The following is a 14,676-nucleotide window of genomic DNA, read 5'->3' as shown; positions in this document are numbered from 1 at the left end:
CGCTGAAATCCGTTGCGGGACTGCGGCGAACGCGGGGCTGTAGGCGGGGAGATTAACGGACTACATATATAGCAAGCTGAAGGAAAAAACCAAGTCCCGGCCTCCTCACTTCATGGTCAGGCTGAGCTCGGCGCCCGGCTTCCAGTCGGCGCCGCTGGCCGTGGTGCGCACCGCGCCCAGGAACAGGCGCTCGCTCGGCAGCTTCTGCGCGAGCAGGTAGTCGCGCACGGCGGCGCCGCGCTCGACCGCGAGCTGCCGCATCGACTCTTCGTCGACCGGCACGCTTGCGAGGAGCAAGTTTTCCATTTCCTTCACAGGCAGGTCCTTGGCCAGGCCGACCATGTTGCGCGGCTTGGTGATGTCGGCGCGCTTGTAGACGGCGGTCAGCAGCTCGGGGTATTCGGCATCGGTGACCGGCGGCACGTCGGTGCCGGTCTGGCCGCCGCGCACCGCGATGCGGCGCTTCTCGGCCAGGGTGAGCTGGCGCAGGCGCTGGCGCTGGTAGGCGTCGCGTTCCTTTTCGAGGCTGGAGGTGCCGATCACGGTCATCTGCAGCGACGGCCGGTCGGTCAGTGCCTTCACGACCTTGCCCAGGCTCTCCTTGGCCGAATCGCTGAGTGTCGAGCTGCCCGGCTCGAAGGTGATGGCGCTCGATTCGCCGCTGCCGCCGCCAAGCCCGCCCGTGAGCAGGCTGAACGGTGCCGTGATCGCCTTGCCGATCAGGTTGACCACGGCCTTCCAGATCAGCGGACCGACGCTGAACTGCGGGTCGTTCAGCGAGCCGCTGAGCGGCAGGTCGACGTCGATCACGCCATTGCGGTCGGCCAGCAGGGCCACGGCCAGCTTCACAGGGAGGCTGGCAGGTGCGCCCGCCACCTCGTCGCCGAACTGCAGCTGGTTGAGCACCAGCTTGTTGGTGGCCGTCAGCTGACCATCGGCCGCCACCTTGTAGTTGACGTCCATGCTCATCTTGCCGCGCTCGATGCCATGGCCCGCATAGCGAACCGAGTACGGCGACAGTGGCGCCAGGTCGAGGTCGCGCATCTTGGCGGTGATGTCCAGCTCGAGCGGCTTGGCCAGCGGATTGAGCTTGCCGGTGATTTCGAGCGCGGCGGTCTGCTGCGCCTTGCCGCGCAATTCGAGGTCGGCCAGCGCGGGCCGGCCGCCCTCGCCCTTCGGCGGGTTGGACGAGAACGAACTGAGCTTGCCGGTCAGCTCGCTGAGATCGGCCGAGTAGTTGGGCTTGACGAACAGGTCGGTGAAGTCGATCTTGCCGTTGACCAGGCTCATCGGCCCGAAGTTGATGACGGGTGCCAGGCCCGCGTCGGCCGCCTGCGCGGTGGCAACGGGCGCTGCGGCAGCCGCCGGCTTGGCCGGTTCGGTGGCTCCGCCGACCATGGCTTCGGCCGACACCGGCGCACCGCCTGTCGCCTTCGGTGCCGGCGCCGCGCGGGTCGTGGTGGTGGTGCCGCCCGGGCCCTTGCGGGTGCTGGCTTCGCCGGCCGCTGCTGCGGCAGCGTTGGCTTCGGCCTCGCCCTTCTTCGTCAGGTTCAGCAGGTTGAGGCGGCCGGTCGGGTCGACGATCACGCGGGCGAAGAAGTCGGTCAGCGTGGTTTCGCGCACGTCCACGGCCGGCGCCGTGTTGGGTGCCATGCTGACCTGCAGGCCGCGCAGGCTCAGGGTCTTCCAGCTCAGCAACTGGTTGTTGTTGCGGTCGAAGCCCGGCGACTGGGTCAGCGAAACGCTGTTGGCGCGGAAGTCGTCGAGCGCTGTGTCGCCAGCGAGCTTGACGCTCATGCCCGCCGGGGTGGTCGTGTAGTGCACCGTGCCGCGGTAGCTTGCGAAGGCGCGGCGGATGTCGACGTTGAGCGCGTCGGCGTAGTAGGCCTTGAAGGCATGCGCCGGGAAGGACGCGATCTCCAGCCGGCCTTCGGCCGCCAGCGGCTTCAGCACGAGGTTGCCCTTGTAGTCGAAGCGCCCCGGATCGGCCGAGCGGCCCGCGGACCCGATGCGCCCCGAGACCTGCAGCGGCGAGACGGTGTTGGTGTCCGGCGCGATCTTCTGGGCATTGAGCTTGAAGGCCGTGACCTCGACCGCCACTGGCGTGGCGCTTGCCTTGTCTGAATAAGAGAGGCTGCCGTTGTCGACCGCCACGGTGCCGATGGTCAGCGCCCACGGCTTGGTGTTGGCGCCGGGCTGCGGCGCTTGCGCGGCGGCGGGCTTGGGCGCGGCCACCTTGGCTTCGACTTCCTTGGTGCCGCCGCCGGCCGGCGTCTTGAGCCAGCGCTCGAACATCCAGCGCTTCTCGTTGTCGCGCTCGACGCGCACCTTGGGGTTGGTCGCGGTGAACGAGGCCACGTTCAAGGTGTGCTTCGTCATGTCGACCTCGGCATCGACCAGCTCGAAGCGGCCGACGCTGGCCAGCGCGGTCTTGGCCTGCGTCAACGCCAGCCCGTCGGCGGACAGGCGGCGCGCCTTGAACTTCAGCTCGGGCTGGGCCCAGGCGATGTCGATCTGCCCGCTGAGCTTGCCGTCCAGCGTGGGCTCCAGGCTCTGTGCCAGATAAGGCGCGGCGAGCGACAGCGGCAGTGCATCGACCTCGGTCTGCACGTCGGCCACCTTGTCGGTCGCGCTGCCCTTGAACTTGAGGCTGGCGCCGGCGATGGCGGTGCCACCGTTGAACTCGGCCGGCTTTTCCATCGGCCAGGTGACGCCAGTGACGTCGATGCCGAGGTCGGTCAGGTCGACGGCAGCAGCGGGCTTGACGGTCTCGTCACGCCAGCCGATGCGGCCACCGCTCAGCGCGACTTTGTCGACCTGCACCTTCAGCGCGGCTTTTTCAGCCGGCTTGCCCGCGGGAGCGCTGGCGGCCGCGGCGGGCAAAGGCGCCGCCTTCTCCGTCGCACCGGTGGCGGGGTCGGTGGCCAGCAGGTTGAGCTGACCGGCCGCGTCGCGCGCGACAGCCAGTTGCGGATTGACCAGGGCGATCTCGCTCAGATGGAACACCGACTCCAGCGGCCGCACATCGGCAAGCGCCAGCTTGAGCGACTCGAAGCCCAGCAGGTCGCGGCCGCGCGCGTCGGCCACCTTGGCGGTGTGCGCTTCGACGGTGCCGGTGATCTTCAGGCCGGTCGTGGCGCCCTGCTCGAAGCCGATCTTCAGGTCGGCGTCCAGGCTGCCAGCCTGCAGGCGCACCGGCAGGCCACCAGGGATGTAGCCAAGGTACGGCACCAGGTCGAGGCCCTTGAACTGCACGTGGGCGTCGGTCTTGCGGTTTTCGGAAAAAGGCGCGGTGAAGGCGGCCGAGTCGAACTTGCTGCCGTTGAGCGTGAAGGCGAGCTTGGGTTCGGTGTTGACGTCGCGCTTCGAAGCAAGGTTGCTCAGGAAAGGCACCTGGAGCACGAAGTCGCGCAGCTCGTGCTTGCGATGAACCGTCTGGTCGTCGAAGTCGACCGAGCCGCCATTGATCGCGATGTTGTAGATGGCAAAGCGTGCCGGCTTGGCGTTCGGGTCGGGCGGCGGGCCGGCCGAGAGCTTGGCCAGGATGTCGTCGATGTCGTATTTGCCGTCGGCCTGGTGCGTGAGCAGGATGGCGGGGCCATCCACCGTGACCGCATCGACCACCGGCGCAAGACGGAAGATCGACTGAAGCTCGCCGTCCGCGTAGATGCGCTGGATGGCCACTTGCGACTTGCTGCCGTCGGCGGTGGCAATGTGCAGGTCGCTCAGCGTGAGCTCCAGCGTCCAGGGCTTGAAATCGACCTTGCCGACCGTGACCTGCCGGCCGAGTTTCTCGCTCGCGATCTTCTGGATCTGGCTCTTGGCAATCGGAGGCACCGCCAGCCAGGCAATGACCCAGAAGGCCAGAAGAACCAGCACCGCGACGATCCCACGTCGCACCCATTTGTTTTGTTTGATCGAAGCTACGTTCATCGCGGAAGTGTGCCGCAAACGCGTGCGCAATCCCAGAAGCAAGAAAGCCCGGTGGCTCGACGGGATGTCTCGTCACCGGGCTTGATGGCGGGCACAAGACCCATGCCATCGATTCGCGCGACCGGAAGTCAATGGTTCCCGCCGTGCTGGCAGCAAGAGATTGCCACCGTGGATCCTCGGTCTTTCGAACCCTTGACTTGCACCTCGGGCTGCCGGACCTCGGAAAAACGCCTGAAACCTCAGGCCCGTTCAGATTAGGTGCCGCACCCTCGCATTGCAAATCGAATCTTCCGAGGGCTTTCCCTTAAGCCGAAACACCTCTACCGCGGCCAATTTTTTAAACAACTATTAGCATAAGAAACCAATTTGTTATACTTGACCGTGTATTTAGCCACGCTAGAATCCGGCCTGCCCTGACTGCCGGACGCAGCGGGGCCTCCCTGAATCCGCTGCCGAACTACTCCCCCGGCTTGATCAGGTCACCGCGCTCCTAACCCCTCCTTCCATGCGCGGAACCTGATTCGTACCAATCCAAGCGCCGCTGCCCTCATCCCTCGCCTGCTCCAGGCGTTGCGGTTCGGGTGCCGCACAGAAAGGAAGAGCGATGAACAAGGCGTTTGATGCCACAGCCCGCGGGCTAAGGACCTTTGTGTCCGATGTGGCAGACGGCTTTTTTGAAATCACCCATAACGGGTTCGCACTGGTCGGTCTGGCCATCGTGTTCGCGGCCCTCGCCCTCGTGGCGCGGCCCGACCTGCGCAAGACCGGTGAAGAGCAATTGATGGGCTGGCTGCAGTCGCGCAAGCCCGCGCCTGAAGCCACCGACCTCGAGCCGACCGCCATCGAGCGCACCACGGCCGCGAGCCCCAGCGAGCTGCCCAAGCAGCAAGCCGCGGTGGCCTACTGGCTGAGCAAGAAGTACCGCGTGGCCGCCGAGCCGCTGAGCGTGCTGGTCGCCGAGGCCTATGGCATCGGCAAGCGCACGAAGATCGACCCGACGCTGATCCTCGCGATCATGGCCGTCGAATCCAGCTTCAACCCGTTCGCCCAAAGCCAGGTGGGCGCGCAAGGCCTCATGCAGGTCATGACCCGCGTGCACGGCGACAAGTACGAAAGCGCGGGCGGCACGCTCACCGCCTTCGACCCGGTGACGAACATGCGCGTCGGCGTGAAGGTCCTGCAGGAATGCATCGCCCGTGCCGGCTCGCTCGAAGGCGGCCTGCGCTACTACGTAGGCGCGGCCAACCTCGAAGACGACGGCGGCTACGCCAGCAAGGTGATGGCCGAGCACGAACGCCTGCTGCAGGTGGCCAACGGCCGCGCACCGTCGGTGCTGCCGCCGGCCGTGCGTTCGCAGCCGATCCCCGTGGTGGCGCCGGCCAAGCAGCCGGAAGAAGGCGCCGAGCCGGCCAAGGTCGCGCTGCTTTCCGCCGTTTCCTGAAGTGCTGGTGGCCGGGTGTGAGCTACACTCGGCCGGTACGCGACTGGCGATAGGCGCAGCACCCTGAAAAGGTGCCACGCGCTGACGTGGAATACCACTGGGAAGCGTGCCGCCTGACCACAACAGGCGTTCAGCCGTTCGCCTGGGCAGCCCTTGTTTGGTTGAACAAGGACCTCGTCTTCAAAGGACTGCCATGTACCAACGCAATATCCTGGTCGAACAGACCGACCCCGAAATCTGGGCCGCCATTCAAGCCGAAAACGCGCGCCAGGAACATCACATCGAGCTGATCGCCAGCGAGAACTACGCCTCGCCCGCCGTCATGGCCGCCCAGGGCTCGCAGCTCACCAACAAGTACGCCGAAGGCTACCCGGGCAAGCGCTACTACGGCGGCTGCGAGCACGTCGACGTGGCCGAGCAACTGGCCATCGACCGCATCAAGCAGATATTCGGCGCCGACGCCGCCAACGTGCAGCCGCATTGCGGTGCCTCGGCCAACGAAGCCGTGATGCTCGCCTTCCTGAAGCCCGGCGACACCATCATGGGCATGAGCCTGGCCGAAGGCGGCCACCTGACCCATGGCATGCCCCTGAACATGAGCGGCAAGTGGTTCAACGTGGTGAGCTACGGCCTGGACGCCAACGAAGCCATCGACTACGACGCGATGGAACGCAAGGCGCACGAGCACATGCCCAAGCTGATCATCGCGGGCGCCTCGGCCTACTCGCTGCACATCGACTTCGAGCGCTTCGCCAAGGTGGCCAAGGACGTCGGCGCGATCTTCATGGTCGACATCGCCCACTACGCCGGCCTCGTGGCCGCGGGCGTGTACCCGAACCCGGTGCCGCACGCCGACATCGTCACATCGACCACCCACAAGAGCCTGCGCGGCCCGCGCGGCGGCATCATCCTGATGAAGTCGCAGCACGAAAAGGCCATCAACAGCGCGATCTTCCCCGGCCTGCAAGGCGGCCCGCTGATGCACGTGATCGCCGCCAAGGCCGTCGCGTTCAAGGAAGCCATGTCGCCCGAGTTCAAGGCCTACCAGCAACAGGTGGTCAAGAACGCAAAGATCGTGGCCGACACCCTCACCGAACGCGGCCTGCGCATCGTGAGCGGCCGCACCGAAAGCCACCTGATGCTGGTCGACCTGCGCGCCAAGGGCATCACCGGCAAGGAAGCCGAAGCCGTGCTGGGCAGCGCCCACATGACGATCAACAAGAACGCGATCCCGAACGACCCCGAAAAGCCGATGGTCACCAGCGGCGTGCGCATCGGCACCCCGGCCATGACCACCCGCGGCTTCAAGGACGAAGAAGCCCGCATCACCGCGAACCTGATCGCCGACGTGCTCGAGAACCCGCGCGACGCGGCGAACATCGACGCGGTGCGCGCCAAGGTGCATGCACTGACGAGCCGGTTCCCGGTCTACCGCTGAACCCCGAAGCAGCGCCCGGCATCGTGATGGCCGCATGAAGTGCCCTTTTTGCGGTCATCTTGAAACGCAGGTCGTCGAGACCCGCGTGTCGGAAGACGCCGACTTCGTCCGCAGGCGCCGCCAGTGCAGCGCCTGCGACAAGCGCTTCACCACCTACGAGCGGCCCGACGTCAACTTCCCGGTCGTCGTCAAGAAGGACGGCAGCCGCGCCGACTTCGATTCGAGCAAGGTGCGCGCCTCGATGATGCTGGCGCTGCGCAAGCGGCCGGTGAGCATCGAGCAGATCGACAACGCCCTGCTGCGCATCGAGCAAAAGCTGCTGGCCAGCGGCCTGCGCGAAATCGACTCGACCAAGGTCGGCGAACTGGTGATGCGCGAACTCAAGCGCATGGACAAGGTGGCTTACGTGCGCTTTGCCTCGGTGTATCGCAGTTTCGAGGACGTGGACGAGTTCCGGCAGCTGCTGCGGGACATCTGACATACACGTCGTGAACGAACCACCTGCAGCGCGCCCCGGGGCACGCTGCAGCTTTTTCACACCCTGCCAGCCGGCCGCCTCATGCGCCGCCCTCTTCCTCCTGCCTGCCTCCCCTGCCGCATGCTCCAGCGCCGCAGTCGCCGCGCCGGTCCGGATCGCAAACTCTCGCGCGGCCCGATCCTGAAACGACGATGGATGCCCTGCGGCCGGTGTCGGCCTTCAGGGTGAGGCATCCGGCACCGAAGGCGCTACTGGCTGCCCGGCGGGAAAAGCCATTGCTGTCGTAGCGCAGCCCCTGGACAAACCCGTCTCCAAGCGCAGCATCGACGCTCACTCCTTCTGGCAGTCGCTCGAAACTTCGCAGGACCTGGCGCGGCGGGTCAGCCCCGGCCATCACGGACCAGCCGCTGCCCCAGTCGCCGCCACCCGAGCGCGCCAGCACCCTGACGCTCTCCGAACGCTGGATCGCTTCCATGCGCGCAAGGCTCAGCGCGGCATTGAACCCCTGTGCAGCCGCCGCCAGCCGCTGATTGAGCAGCAGGTCGCGAAAGCTCGGCACGGCGACCATTGCCAGCACCGCCACGATGGCCACGACCACCATCAGCTCGACCAACGTGAAGCCACCGATGGGCTTGGCCCTGCAGCGCAACGCCTTCACTGCCAGCACCTCTCGCGCAGCAGGCCGTCGCACCCTTTGCCACCCATGCTGTCGATCCAGAACTTGCCGGCCATCGGATCGGAAAGGCCGGCCTTCAGGGTTGCCGTCAGCCGGACACAGCGTTCGATGTTGCCGTGCCCTTCGCAAGTGCCGCTTTCAACGGCGTACTTGCCACCCGCCCCGCCATCGCCCGAGTCGCCCTCGTAGGGTCGGTAGCGGCCGACCTGGGTGAAGTGGCGTTCCTGCTGCTGCATCTGCTGCATCAGCGCCGACCGCGCTTCGCTGCGCCAGCTCTTGCGCACGAAGTCCATGTACGACGGGTAGGAGATGGCCGCCAGGATGGCCACGATGGCGAGCACGATCATCACCTCGATCAACGTGAACGCTCGAATCCTCGATGCTACTGTTGGGCTCATTGCTTCTTCGCTCCTCGGTAATCGATGACCTGCCGCCAGTTCATCCGCCCCGCAACTTGCGCACCCTTGCCGCCCTCGGCAGGCCGGGCTGTCGAGACGCCGCCCCGGCCGCCCAGACCGATGACAGACAACCGCCGTGTGACAGACCGGCGCCCGAACGCATCGGTCGCGCTGTGGGTGGCCTCCCCCAGTTGCATCAGATGCGTCATGCCCGGCAAGGCCGCTTCCGAAGGCTCACAGGTGCCCGTCTTCGAGAGCCCGGTCATCGCGTTCACGGCGCAGCTGCGTCCACCCGCATCGCCACCGCACGCGCTGGCCCGTGGAATCAGCGTGCTGAAGAACAGCTGGCCATCGGCCAGCACCGGCCTGGACACCAGCCGCTCCCCCTGATCGGGTGACGCCGGCAGATCGAAGTACCAGCCGCGCCGGCTCGTCGTCTTGCGGTCGAAGGCGCCGTACACGAACGCATCGCCAGCGATGGACGAAAGCGCCTGCCCCGCAACGACGGCCGGTTTGCGCGGTTGGAGCTGCGCTCGCGCGGCACCGGCAGGAATGGCCGTGCCGTTGTCATGGACGGCGTACATGGTCTGCAACCCATGGCTCGAGCGCGCCAGGTCTTCAGGGCTCACGAATTTCCCGGTGCCGAAGAGCACGATGGCGTCGCCACCGGGGCCGACGCCGACCTCTGGTTGCACGGTGATCGGCTGGCGCCTGGCAGCCATGCCGCCCTCGGCCACCGTCGCGACCATCAGCGGTTCGCCCCTGAGCCCCAACGCGTTGCCTTCGCTCCACGGCGCATTGCCGGTGAAGTCGAACTTCCACAGATTGCCCTGGGTATCCCCGGCATAGAGGAATCGCGTGGCGCCGTCGGCGGCCGCATAGTCGCCCGGCACGCTCAACGCGTTCACCATGGTGTTGTCGGCCGGGCGAGGCAGGACGATCTTGTGAAAGTTGACGCCCCGCACCCAGCCCGCGCCCGCCGGCTTGTCGAGCGAAAGCAGGAACAGCGCGGCACGCTTCTCAGGGTTGGCGTTGTTGAAGCCCGAAGGCACGACGGCGAACCAGCCGTAAGTGGCCGCCCCCGCGCGGCCAGCCGCCGAGGTGCGGAACCTCAGCACGCGCGGCGCCTGCGTCAAATGGCCCATGTCCGCGTCGTCCGCGGCGCCGAACTCCCACATCACCTTGTCGGCAGAGAACGCCGCGGGGTCGCTCACATCGAGTGCGAAGACACTGGTGGCCCCGCCGCCGGCACCGGAGACCAGCACTGTCCTGCGCGCGCCATTGGCCATCGGCACTTCACCGATGGCGGGCGAGCCGTCGACATGGCTCTGGTGGATGTAGTCCGGCGAGGTGTACACCGCCAGCCTGGGAAAGACGCCGCGCGGCACATAGGCAAAGAGCTCTTCGCCTGTCTGCGCGGAAAAGGCGTGAAGCATGCCGTCGTTGGCGTCGACATACACCGCCGCCTGCCGCCCCTGCCGTGCGCTCACGAACAAGGGAATGGAATGGGCCACGTCGCCCATGACCGAATCGCGCACCCGGAACACGCCGCCCGGTATCGACTGTTCCTTGCGTCGCTCCCCTCGCAGATAGGCCAGCCGCTCGGGGCCGAGATCATCCGATGCGGAAGGCTCGGCGTAGGGTGTGGCGTTCAGATGGCCGCGAAGGGCTGAATCGAGTGCGGCCCATTCGAACGGGATGCCGGCACCGGCTGTCGACAGGCTGAAGATGCGCCTGCTCGACGGATCGCGCGCTGCCACTGCCGGATGGGCTGCCGGGTGGCCGGTCAACAGGGCGCCCGCGTCCCAGTCGGGTCGATCGCCACGCTCCACGCCACCAGTGAGGGCGTCGAGCGCAAGCGGATACGACAGCAACGTGCCCGCCCACCGACGTCCGCTGGACTGCGCCAGATAGACATTGGCCCCTGCCTGCGCGAGCCGATCCGACGACATCGCACCGCCGATCACACCGCGCGCCGATGGCGCGGCAGCTTGCTGGAAGACCTTGCGGATCGCCGACATCACCTGTCGTGGTTCGCTCGCCAGAAAGTAGTTCGAGGGCTTCGGCTGACCATCCGCATCGAGGCCATCGGCCCATTCGGTGTTGCTCGCCACATCCGGGCGCCCTGCGCCGTCGGACGCCCGGAACGGGTTGCCGTCGTCGTTGCTGTCCGTGAAACCGCCGTACTTGGCGGCGAGATAGAAAACACTGCCGCGCTGCTTCTGCCGGATCGCGCCGTCTTCGCCTTGCCCCAGGTCGATGACGAAGGTCTGCACCCGCGCATCCGGCAGATCGCGCCGAAGCTGCTGCGTGCGCGCCCAGTACGCCAACCCCGCCATGCCGAACGAGCCCTTGTCGGCACCGGTGTCAGCGGTCGCGATGTTGCTCGACGTGAGCCGCGCGCCGCCCTTGTAGTTGAAGGCGGGCAGACCGCCGTTGCCCTGGGTCACGAGGCCCGTCTTTGCGGAGGGGTGCACGTAGAAAAGCGCCTCCCTGTTCTCGAACGCGCCGACCAGGCTTGTCCAATGGGCCGTGTCTGGTTCGTAAGCGGCGCCATTGAAGCCGCGATCGAAATCCGCAAGCGAATCGCCCCTGATGCTGCCGGGCAAGGAGCGGTCGTGGTCTGTTTCAAGATCGCCGATGGCGAGGATGTGCCGCCTCTGGCAACTGGCAGCGGCCGCTTGCGTTCGAGCCTGCGGGCCCACGCCCCAGTAATCGGTGCCGTTGTAGACGGGAAGCCCGCCCTTGCGGACATCGTCGCCCGGTGCCAGACCCGCCACAGCTTGCGGGCTCGGCGGCTTGCCCTGGAGATAACGCAGCGACTCGTAGTAAAGCTCGCCGGCGGGATCGAAGCTGTTGTAGGCACCCCGCCGCGCACCGCTGCGCCCGAAGCGGTTGATGGCGTTGACGACTCCGCTGAACATTGCGGTGCCATCGCGGGCGCCAGCGGAAGACATGGGGTCGGCCTTGAAGACGCCGGTGTTGGCATCCCATTCCGCCTGCGTGTTGTCTACCTGATCGAACGCGGCGTCGATCTTTGTGGGGCCCGTGTGCGTTATGGGCGCGCGCAGCACGCCGCCGTAACGCGCAGGGTCGTCGTCCACCAAGTAGCCGAAGACGGAAAAACGCATTCGCTCCGAATGCGCCTGCAGGGCGCCGATGGGCTTGTAATGGCCGCTGGGGTACTTGAAGCAGAGATTGCGACGCGTTGCGGCCTCTTCAGGCGAGCAGACTTCCACGCGTGCAGCGTAGGGCGCGCTGGCAAGACCTGGTCCGTGGTGCTGATCGCGCCCCGGCTCGAGGCAGCTCCCCGTGGCGGTCGGGCCGATGAACAAGCGGTCGAGGCAGCTGTTGAAGTGGATTGTGTCCGTGGCACGCACACCATCGGCACCGCCCGTGACCAGTGGTGTGAGCTTGTCCAGGTTGCCCGTCAGGGCCTTGTCGGCGAAGTGGCTGCTGCGATAGAACGCTTCCGGCAGCACGGCGCGCTGCAACACGGTCCGGCCGGGCTCGTCCACCACGCGATCGCCGCCGGTCAATGCCATGCGCACCGCATCGAGGGTGGAAGACGCCGCCCAGTTCAAGAGATTGCCGCTCCACTGGTGGCTGCAAACGATCTCCCCACCACGGCCCTTCGTTGCGTTGGACACACGCTTGAAAAACGCCTCGGAACTCGCATAGCGATAGCAGCCCATCGGGTCCCAGTAGCCCGAATAGGTTTGCGTCCAGTCGAAACGCCCCCGGTAAGCCGCACCGGCATTCGCAACCTTCAAGGCAAGGTCGATCACCACGTGAGGATCGGCCTGCGCCGCCAGCGAGGCGAGCGGCTCGTCCGGCAGCACCGCATCGGGCGGCAGCGCCGGGCCGGCGGCTTGCGCACAACCGACGACGCAAAGAAGCAAGGCGGCAATGCCGGCCACAGGAAGACCACGCATGCAGGTCCTGCCTTTCATGAAGAGCAGCCGGGGCTGGCCGCCGGTTTGTACAAGCTGGTCTGCAGCACCACCTGCGTCTCCTCGCGCATGCCGTAGCCGATGGCGGTGACGCGAAAGATGTAGCGAGCGTCGCCGGCACCCGCGCTCTGGAGCTGGTCGGCCTGCCAGCCACCGCGATGGCGAAGCGCCTCCACGATGTAGCGCGGTGCTCGCGCAGACAGTGCGCCGGCAGGCGAGCCCCGCGCCGACTCGCCGCTGAGGTAGCGCTGCCCCGTGAAGGTGCCGTAGGCGACGGACTTGCCTGCATCGGCCGAGAAGTCGGCCGCCATCCAGGCCGGCTCGCTGCCGGATTCGCCCGGCGCGCACAGCCCCTGCTGCTCGCCTTCACCACCGCATCCGTTCACGAACGCCGTTGCGTCAGTGCTGCTGAAAAGGCACAGGCGTTGCCGCGCGCCGTCGTTGGGCCCGAGCACATCGCTCTCGGCATCGACCAGCGCGGCTTCGGCGGCCTGAAACGCCACTTCGGTGTCGCGGTCGTTGCGGGCGCTGCGCTCGTTGACAAGCGACATCTGCGCCGCGCCAAGGCCGAGCACCGAGACAGCGATCAGCATGAGCATCACGACGATCAGCGAGAAGCCGCGCGACGAGGACCGGGTGGCCCGTCTCATGGCACCGGGTCTTTCACGACATTGCGCAGCATGACCGTGAAGGTCGCGACGCGCCGCAGCCTGCCGTCGGCCTTGGGCTTGAAGCTCACGTCGAAGAACGTGGGGCCCAGCGGGTAGAGCAGTTCGCCTGCCTGCCGCGGCGCGCTGTTGTCGCGCGCGCTGCGCGCCACCATGCCGATGCGCAGCCCGACCACCTTGCGCCATTCGTCGGCGATCTTCGCAGCGGAGGTGGCCTGCGCTTCGATCTGCGCCGCATCGAGCCAGCGCTCGGGAACACCGTCGCCATTGCCGTCGTAGCCGTAGACGACCTTGAAGACCTCGATGCCACGCGCCAGCGGTTCGGCCCTGAACCTGCCGTCTTTGTCGCTGCGGTACTTGCAGTAGAGCTCGGGCTCGCCGTCCGCCGCCACTGCGACGTAGAAGAAGCTCCATGCGCGGTCTGCGGATGCGGAGCGACCGGCCGTAGGTCCGGGCTGCGCAAAACCCATGCAATCGACCATGGTGCCATCCGGCTCGATGCCACCGCCACCCGCCCGGCTGCGGCCGAAGAAGCGCACGAGCAGCGAGTCGCTGCCGTTCACACCCCGGGTGTCGTGCGTGCCGTAGCCACTGCCGACAGCGCTCACGCGCGTGTTGCGCGCACCGACGATGTTCAGGTCGAACGGGTCGGCCGACGACGCGAGCAAGGTCGCGTTGCTCCCTGTGGCCGCCATGCCATCGGCGTCGATGTAGTCGGGCGCGTAGTCGGCATAGCCGGCCTGGCGCACGATGCTTCTGACGACGAAGCCCGCGAACCGCAGTGAATCTTCGACCGCCTGGGCTTCCGTATGGGCCTGGAACAACTGGCGGCTGCCGACGAATGTGGCCGTGGCGGCAAGCACCAGTCCCAATGCGATGGCCACGGCGACCAGCAACTCGACCAGCGTCACTCCGCGCTGCGGCGCAGGCCGCATCGATTCACGTCCCGCCATGGCCATGGTCCACGTGCCCGGGGACCAGTTGCATCACCAGACGCGGCGCGGACAGGCGCGCTGTTTCGGCAGTGCCACGCGGCGTCCAGCCGAGCTTGACGACCACGTTGCGGCCCGTGTGGCTGCAGGGCCATGCGTACTCGGCCGCCGCATCGCTCCAGGGGGCTTCGTCGAAGCACACGCTGACGCGGGCTTCGGGCAATGCCTTGACGATGCGCTGCAGCCACTCGCGCATGTCCCAGGCCGCCAGTTGCGCCGCATCGCAAGCGGCACCGGACGCCATGCACGTCCGACCAGCAGAACCCGCATCGCTGCCGAGGCCCACCGCCCGCTGCTCGACCAGGTACGCATTGGCCGTGCTGTTGCTTGTCGCAACGCCCTTGTTCATGCGCGCCTTCTCCGACAGTTCGCGCACAAGGTTGACCGCTGCAGTGAATGTTGCGGCTTCGTTGCTCGTGCGCACGGAAGCCAGCAGCATGCGCACGGTGCCGAGCAAGCCCACGCTCAGCACGACGATGGAAACGAGTACCTCCACGAGCGAAAAGCCCGTGCCCCGATGCTTCGATGAAGCCATGTGTCGATGCCCTCCCTCTTGTGTTGCAACTCGAGTTGCTTGTTTGTTCCCGCCATCGAACTTCGTGCGTAAGGGGACCTTCGCGAAGGCTTGCGCACCGTTCATCCGCGATCGAATGCCGCTCGTATGATCCGGCGACGCCACTGTTAATTTCTTCCACGAAA

The 14,676-nt window shown here is 66.7% G+C and carries 10 protein-coding genes and 1 riboswitch; of the genes, 3 read left to right on the top strand and 7 right to left on the bottom strand.

All coding sequences use genetic code 11. The features are described 5' to 3' along the window. Positions 1 to 105: 105 nt before the first annotated feature. Positions 106 to 3,933, bottom strand: coding sequence for a DUF748 domain-containing protein (locus ACGLHS_RS13090; RefSeq protein WP_394480230.1), 3,828 nt, complete (start codon positions 3,931 to 3,933; stop codon positions 106 to 108). A 604-nt stretch (positions 3,934 to 4,537) separates the two neighbouring features. Here ACGLHS_RS13090 and ACGLHS_RS13085 point away from each other — a divergent pair. From ACGLHS_RS13085 to nrdR, 3 genes are all read left to right on the top strand, one after another. Continuing rightward, the gene (locus ACGLHS_RS13085; protein ID WP_093246964.1) at positions 4,538 to 5,374 is read left to right on the top strand and encodes a lytic transglycosylase domain-containing protein; all 837 of its coding nucleotides are present in this window, start codon (positions 4,538 to 4,540) and stop codon (positions 5,372 to 5,374) included. 29 nt (positions 5,375 to 5,403) lie between these two features. Beyond that, a riboswitch (ZMP/ZTP riboswitch) is annotated at positions 5,404 to 5,529 on the top strand. Between the two features lie 38 nt (positions 5,530 to 5,567). Further along, positions 5,568 to 6,812 (top strand): serine hydroxymethyltransferase, encoded by a 1,245-nt coding sequence (glyA, locus tag ACGLHS_RS13080; RefSeq protein ID WP_093246963.1) that lies wholly within the window; start codon positions 5,568 to 5,570, stop codon positions 6,810 to 6,812. A 34-nt stretch (positions 6,813 to 6,846) separates the two neighbouring features. After that, a complete protein-coding gene (nrdR, locus tag ACGLHS_RS13075) occupies positions 6,847 to 7,290 on the top strand; it encodes a transcriptional regulator NrdR (protein ID WP_093246962.1) in 444 nt (147 codons plus the stop codon). A gap of 79 nt (positions 7,291 to 7,369) precedes the next feature. Here nrdR and ACGLHS_RS13070 read toward each other — a convergent pair whose 3' ends face one another. Genes ACGLHS_RS13070 through pilV form a run of 6 tightly spaced genes read right to left on the bottom strand, consistent with a single transcriptional unit; the run spans position 7,370 to position 14,512 of the window. Next, positions 7,370 to 7,948, bottom strand: coding sequence for a GspH/FimT family protein (locus ACGLHS_RS13070; RefSeq protein WP_394480226.1), 579 nt, complete (start codon positions 7,946 to 7,948; stop codon positions 7,370 to 7,372). Further along, a complete protein-coding gene (locus ACGLHS_RS13065; protein ID WP_394480224.1) occupies positions 7,945 to 8,364 on the bottom strand; it encodes a type IV pilin protein in 420 nt (139 codons plus the stop codon). Before ACGLHS_RS13065 ends, ACGLHS_RS13070 begins: the two co-directional genes overlap by 4 nt. After that, a complete protein-coding gene (locus ACGLHS_RS13060) occupies positions 8,361 to 12,317 on the bottom strand; it encodes a pilus assembly protein (protein WP_394480221.1) in 3,957 nt (1,318 codons plus the stop codon). Before ACGLHS_RS13060 ends, ACGLHS_RS13065 begins: the two co-directional genes overlap by 4 nt. Next, the gene (locus ACGLHS_RS13055) at positions 12,314 to 12,967 is read right to left on the bottom strand and encodes a PilX N-terminal domain-containing pilus assembly protein (RefSeq protein WP_394480219.1); all 654 of its coding nucleotides are present in this window, start codon (positions 12,965 to 12,967) and stop codon (positions 12,314 to 12,316) included. Before ACGLHS_RS13055 ends, ACGLHS_RS13060 begins: the two co-directional genes overlap by 4 nt. Next, positions 12,964 to 13,938 carry a PilW family protein gene (locus ACGLHS_RS13050; RefSeq protein ID WP_394480217.1) on the bottom strand — a complete coding sequence of 325 codons (975 nt, stop codon included), beginning with the start codon at positions 13,936 to 13,938 and terminating at the stop codon, positions 12,964 to 12,966. The genes ACGLHS_RS13055 and ACGLHS_RS13050 overlap by 4 nt, the downstream gene beginning before the upstream one ends. Beyond that, positions 13,925 to 14,512: a type IV pilus modification protein PilV gene (pilV, locus tag ACGLHS_RS13045; RefSeq protein ID WP_394480215.1), complete on the bottom strand. Its 588-nt coding sequence runs from the start codon at positions 14,510 to 14,512 to the stop codon at positions 13,925 to 13,927. The genes ACGLHS_RS13050 and pilV overlap by 14 nt, the downstream gene beginning before the upstream one ends. Between the last annotated feature and the right edge of the window lie 164 nt (positions 14,513 to 14,676).

Origin of the sequence: Variovorax sp. VaC1 (genome assembly GCF_043658315.1) — a bacterium.
Taxonomy (GTDB): domain Bacteria; phylum Pseudomonadota; class Gammaproteobacteria; order Burkholderiales; family Burkholderiaceae_C; genus Variovorax.
The sequence above is the reverse complement of the archived record's forward strand: the minus strand, read 5'-3'. Positions and strand labels throughout refer to the sequence as shown.

Excerpts from the sequence above, each read along its gene's own strand:
- ACGLHS_RS13085 (WP_093246964.1), top strand. The coding sequence starts at position 4,538 with ATGAACAAGGCGTTTGATGCCACAGCCCGCGGGCTAAGGACCTTTGTG.
- ACGLHS_RS13065 (WP_394480224.1), bottom strand. The coding sequence starts at position 8,364 with ATGAGCCCAACAGTAGCATCGAGGATTCGAGCGTTCACGTTGATCGAG.
- pilV (WP_394480215.1), bottom strand. The coding sequence starts at position 14,512 with ATGGCTTCATCGAAGCATCGGGGCACGGGCTTTTCGCTCGTGGAGGTA.
- ACGLHS_RS13060 (WP_394480221.1), bottom strand. The coding sequence starts at position 12,317 with ATGAAAGGCAGGACCTGCATGCGTGGTCTTCCTGTGGCCGGCATTGCC.
- nrdR (WP_093246962.1), top strand. The coding sequence starts at position 6,847 with ATGAAGTGCCCTTTTTGCGGTCATCTTGAAACGCAGGTCGTCGAGACC.
- ACGLHS_RS13050 (WP_394480217.1), bottom strand. The coding sequence starts at position 13,938 with ATGGCGGGACGTGAATCGATGCGGCCTGCGCCGCAGCGCGGAGTGACG.
- ACGLHS_RS13055 (WP_394480219.1), bottom strand. The coding sequence starts at position 12,967 with ATGAGACGGGCCACCCGGTCCTCGTCGCGCGGCTTCTCGCTGATCGTC.
- glyA (WP_093246963.1), top strand. The coding sequence starts at position 5,568 with ATGTACCAACGCAATATCCTGGTCGAACAGACCGACCCCGAAATCTGG.
- ACGLHS_RS13090 (WP_394480230.1), bottom strand. The coding sequence starts at position 3,933 with ATGAACGTAGCTTCGATCAAACAAAACAAATGGGTGCGACGTGGGATC.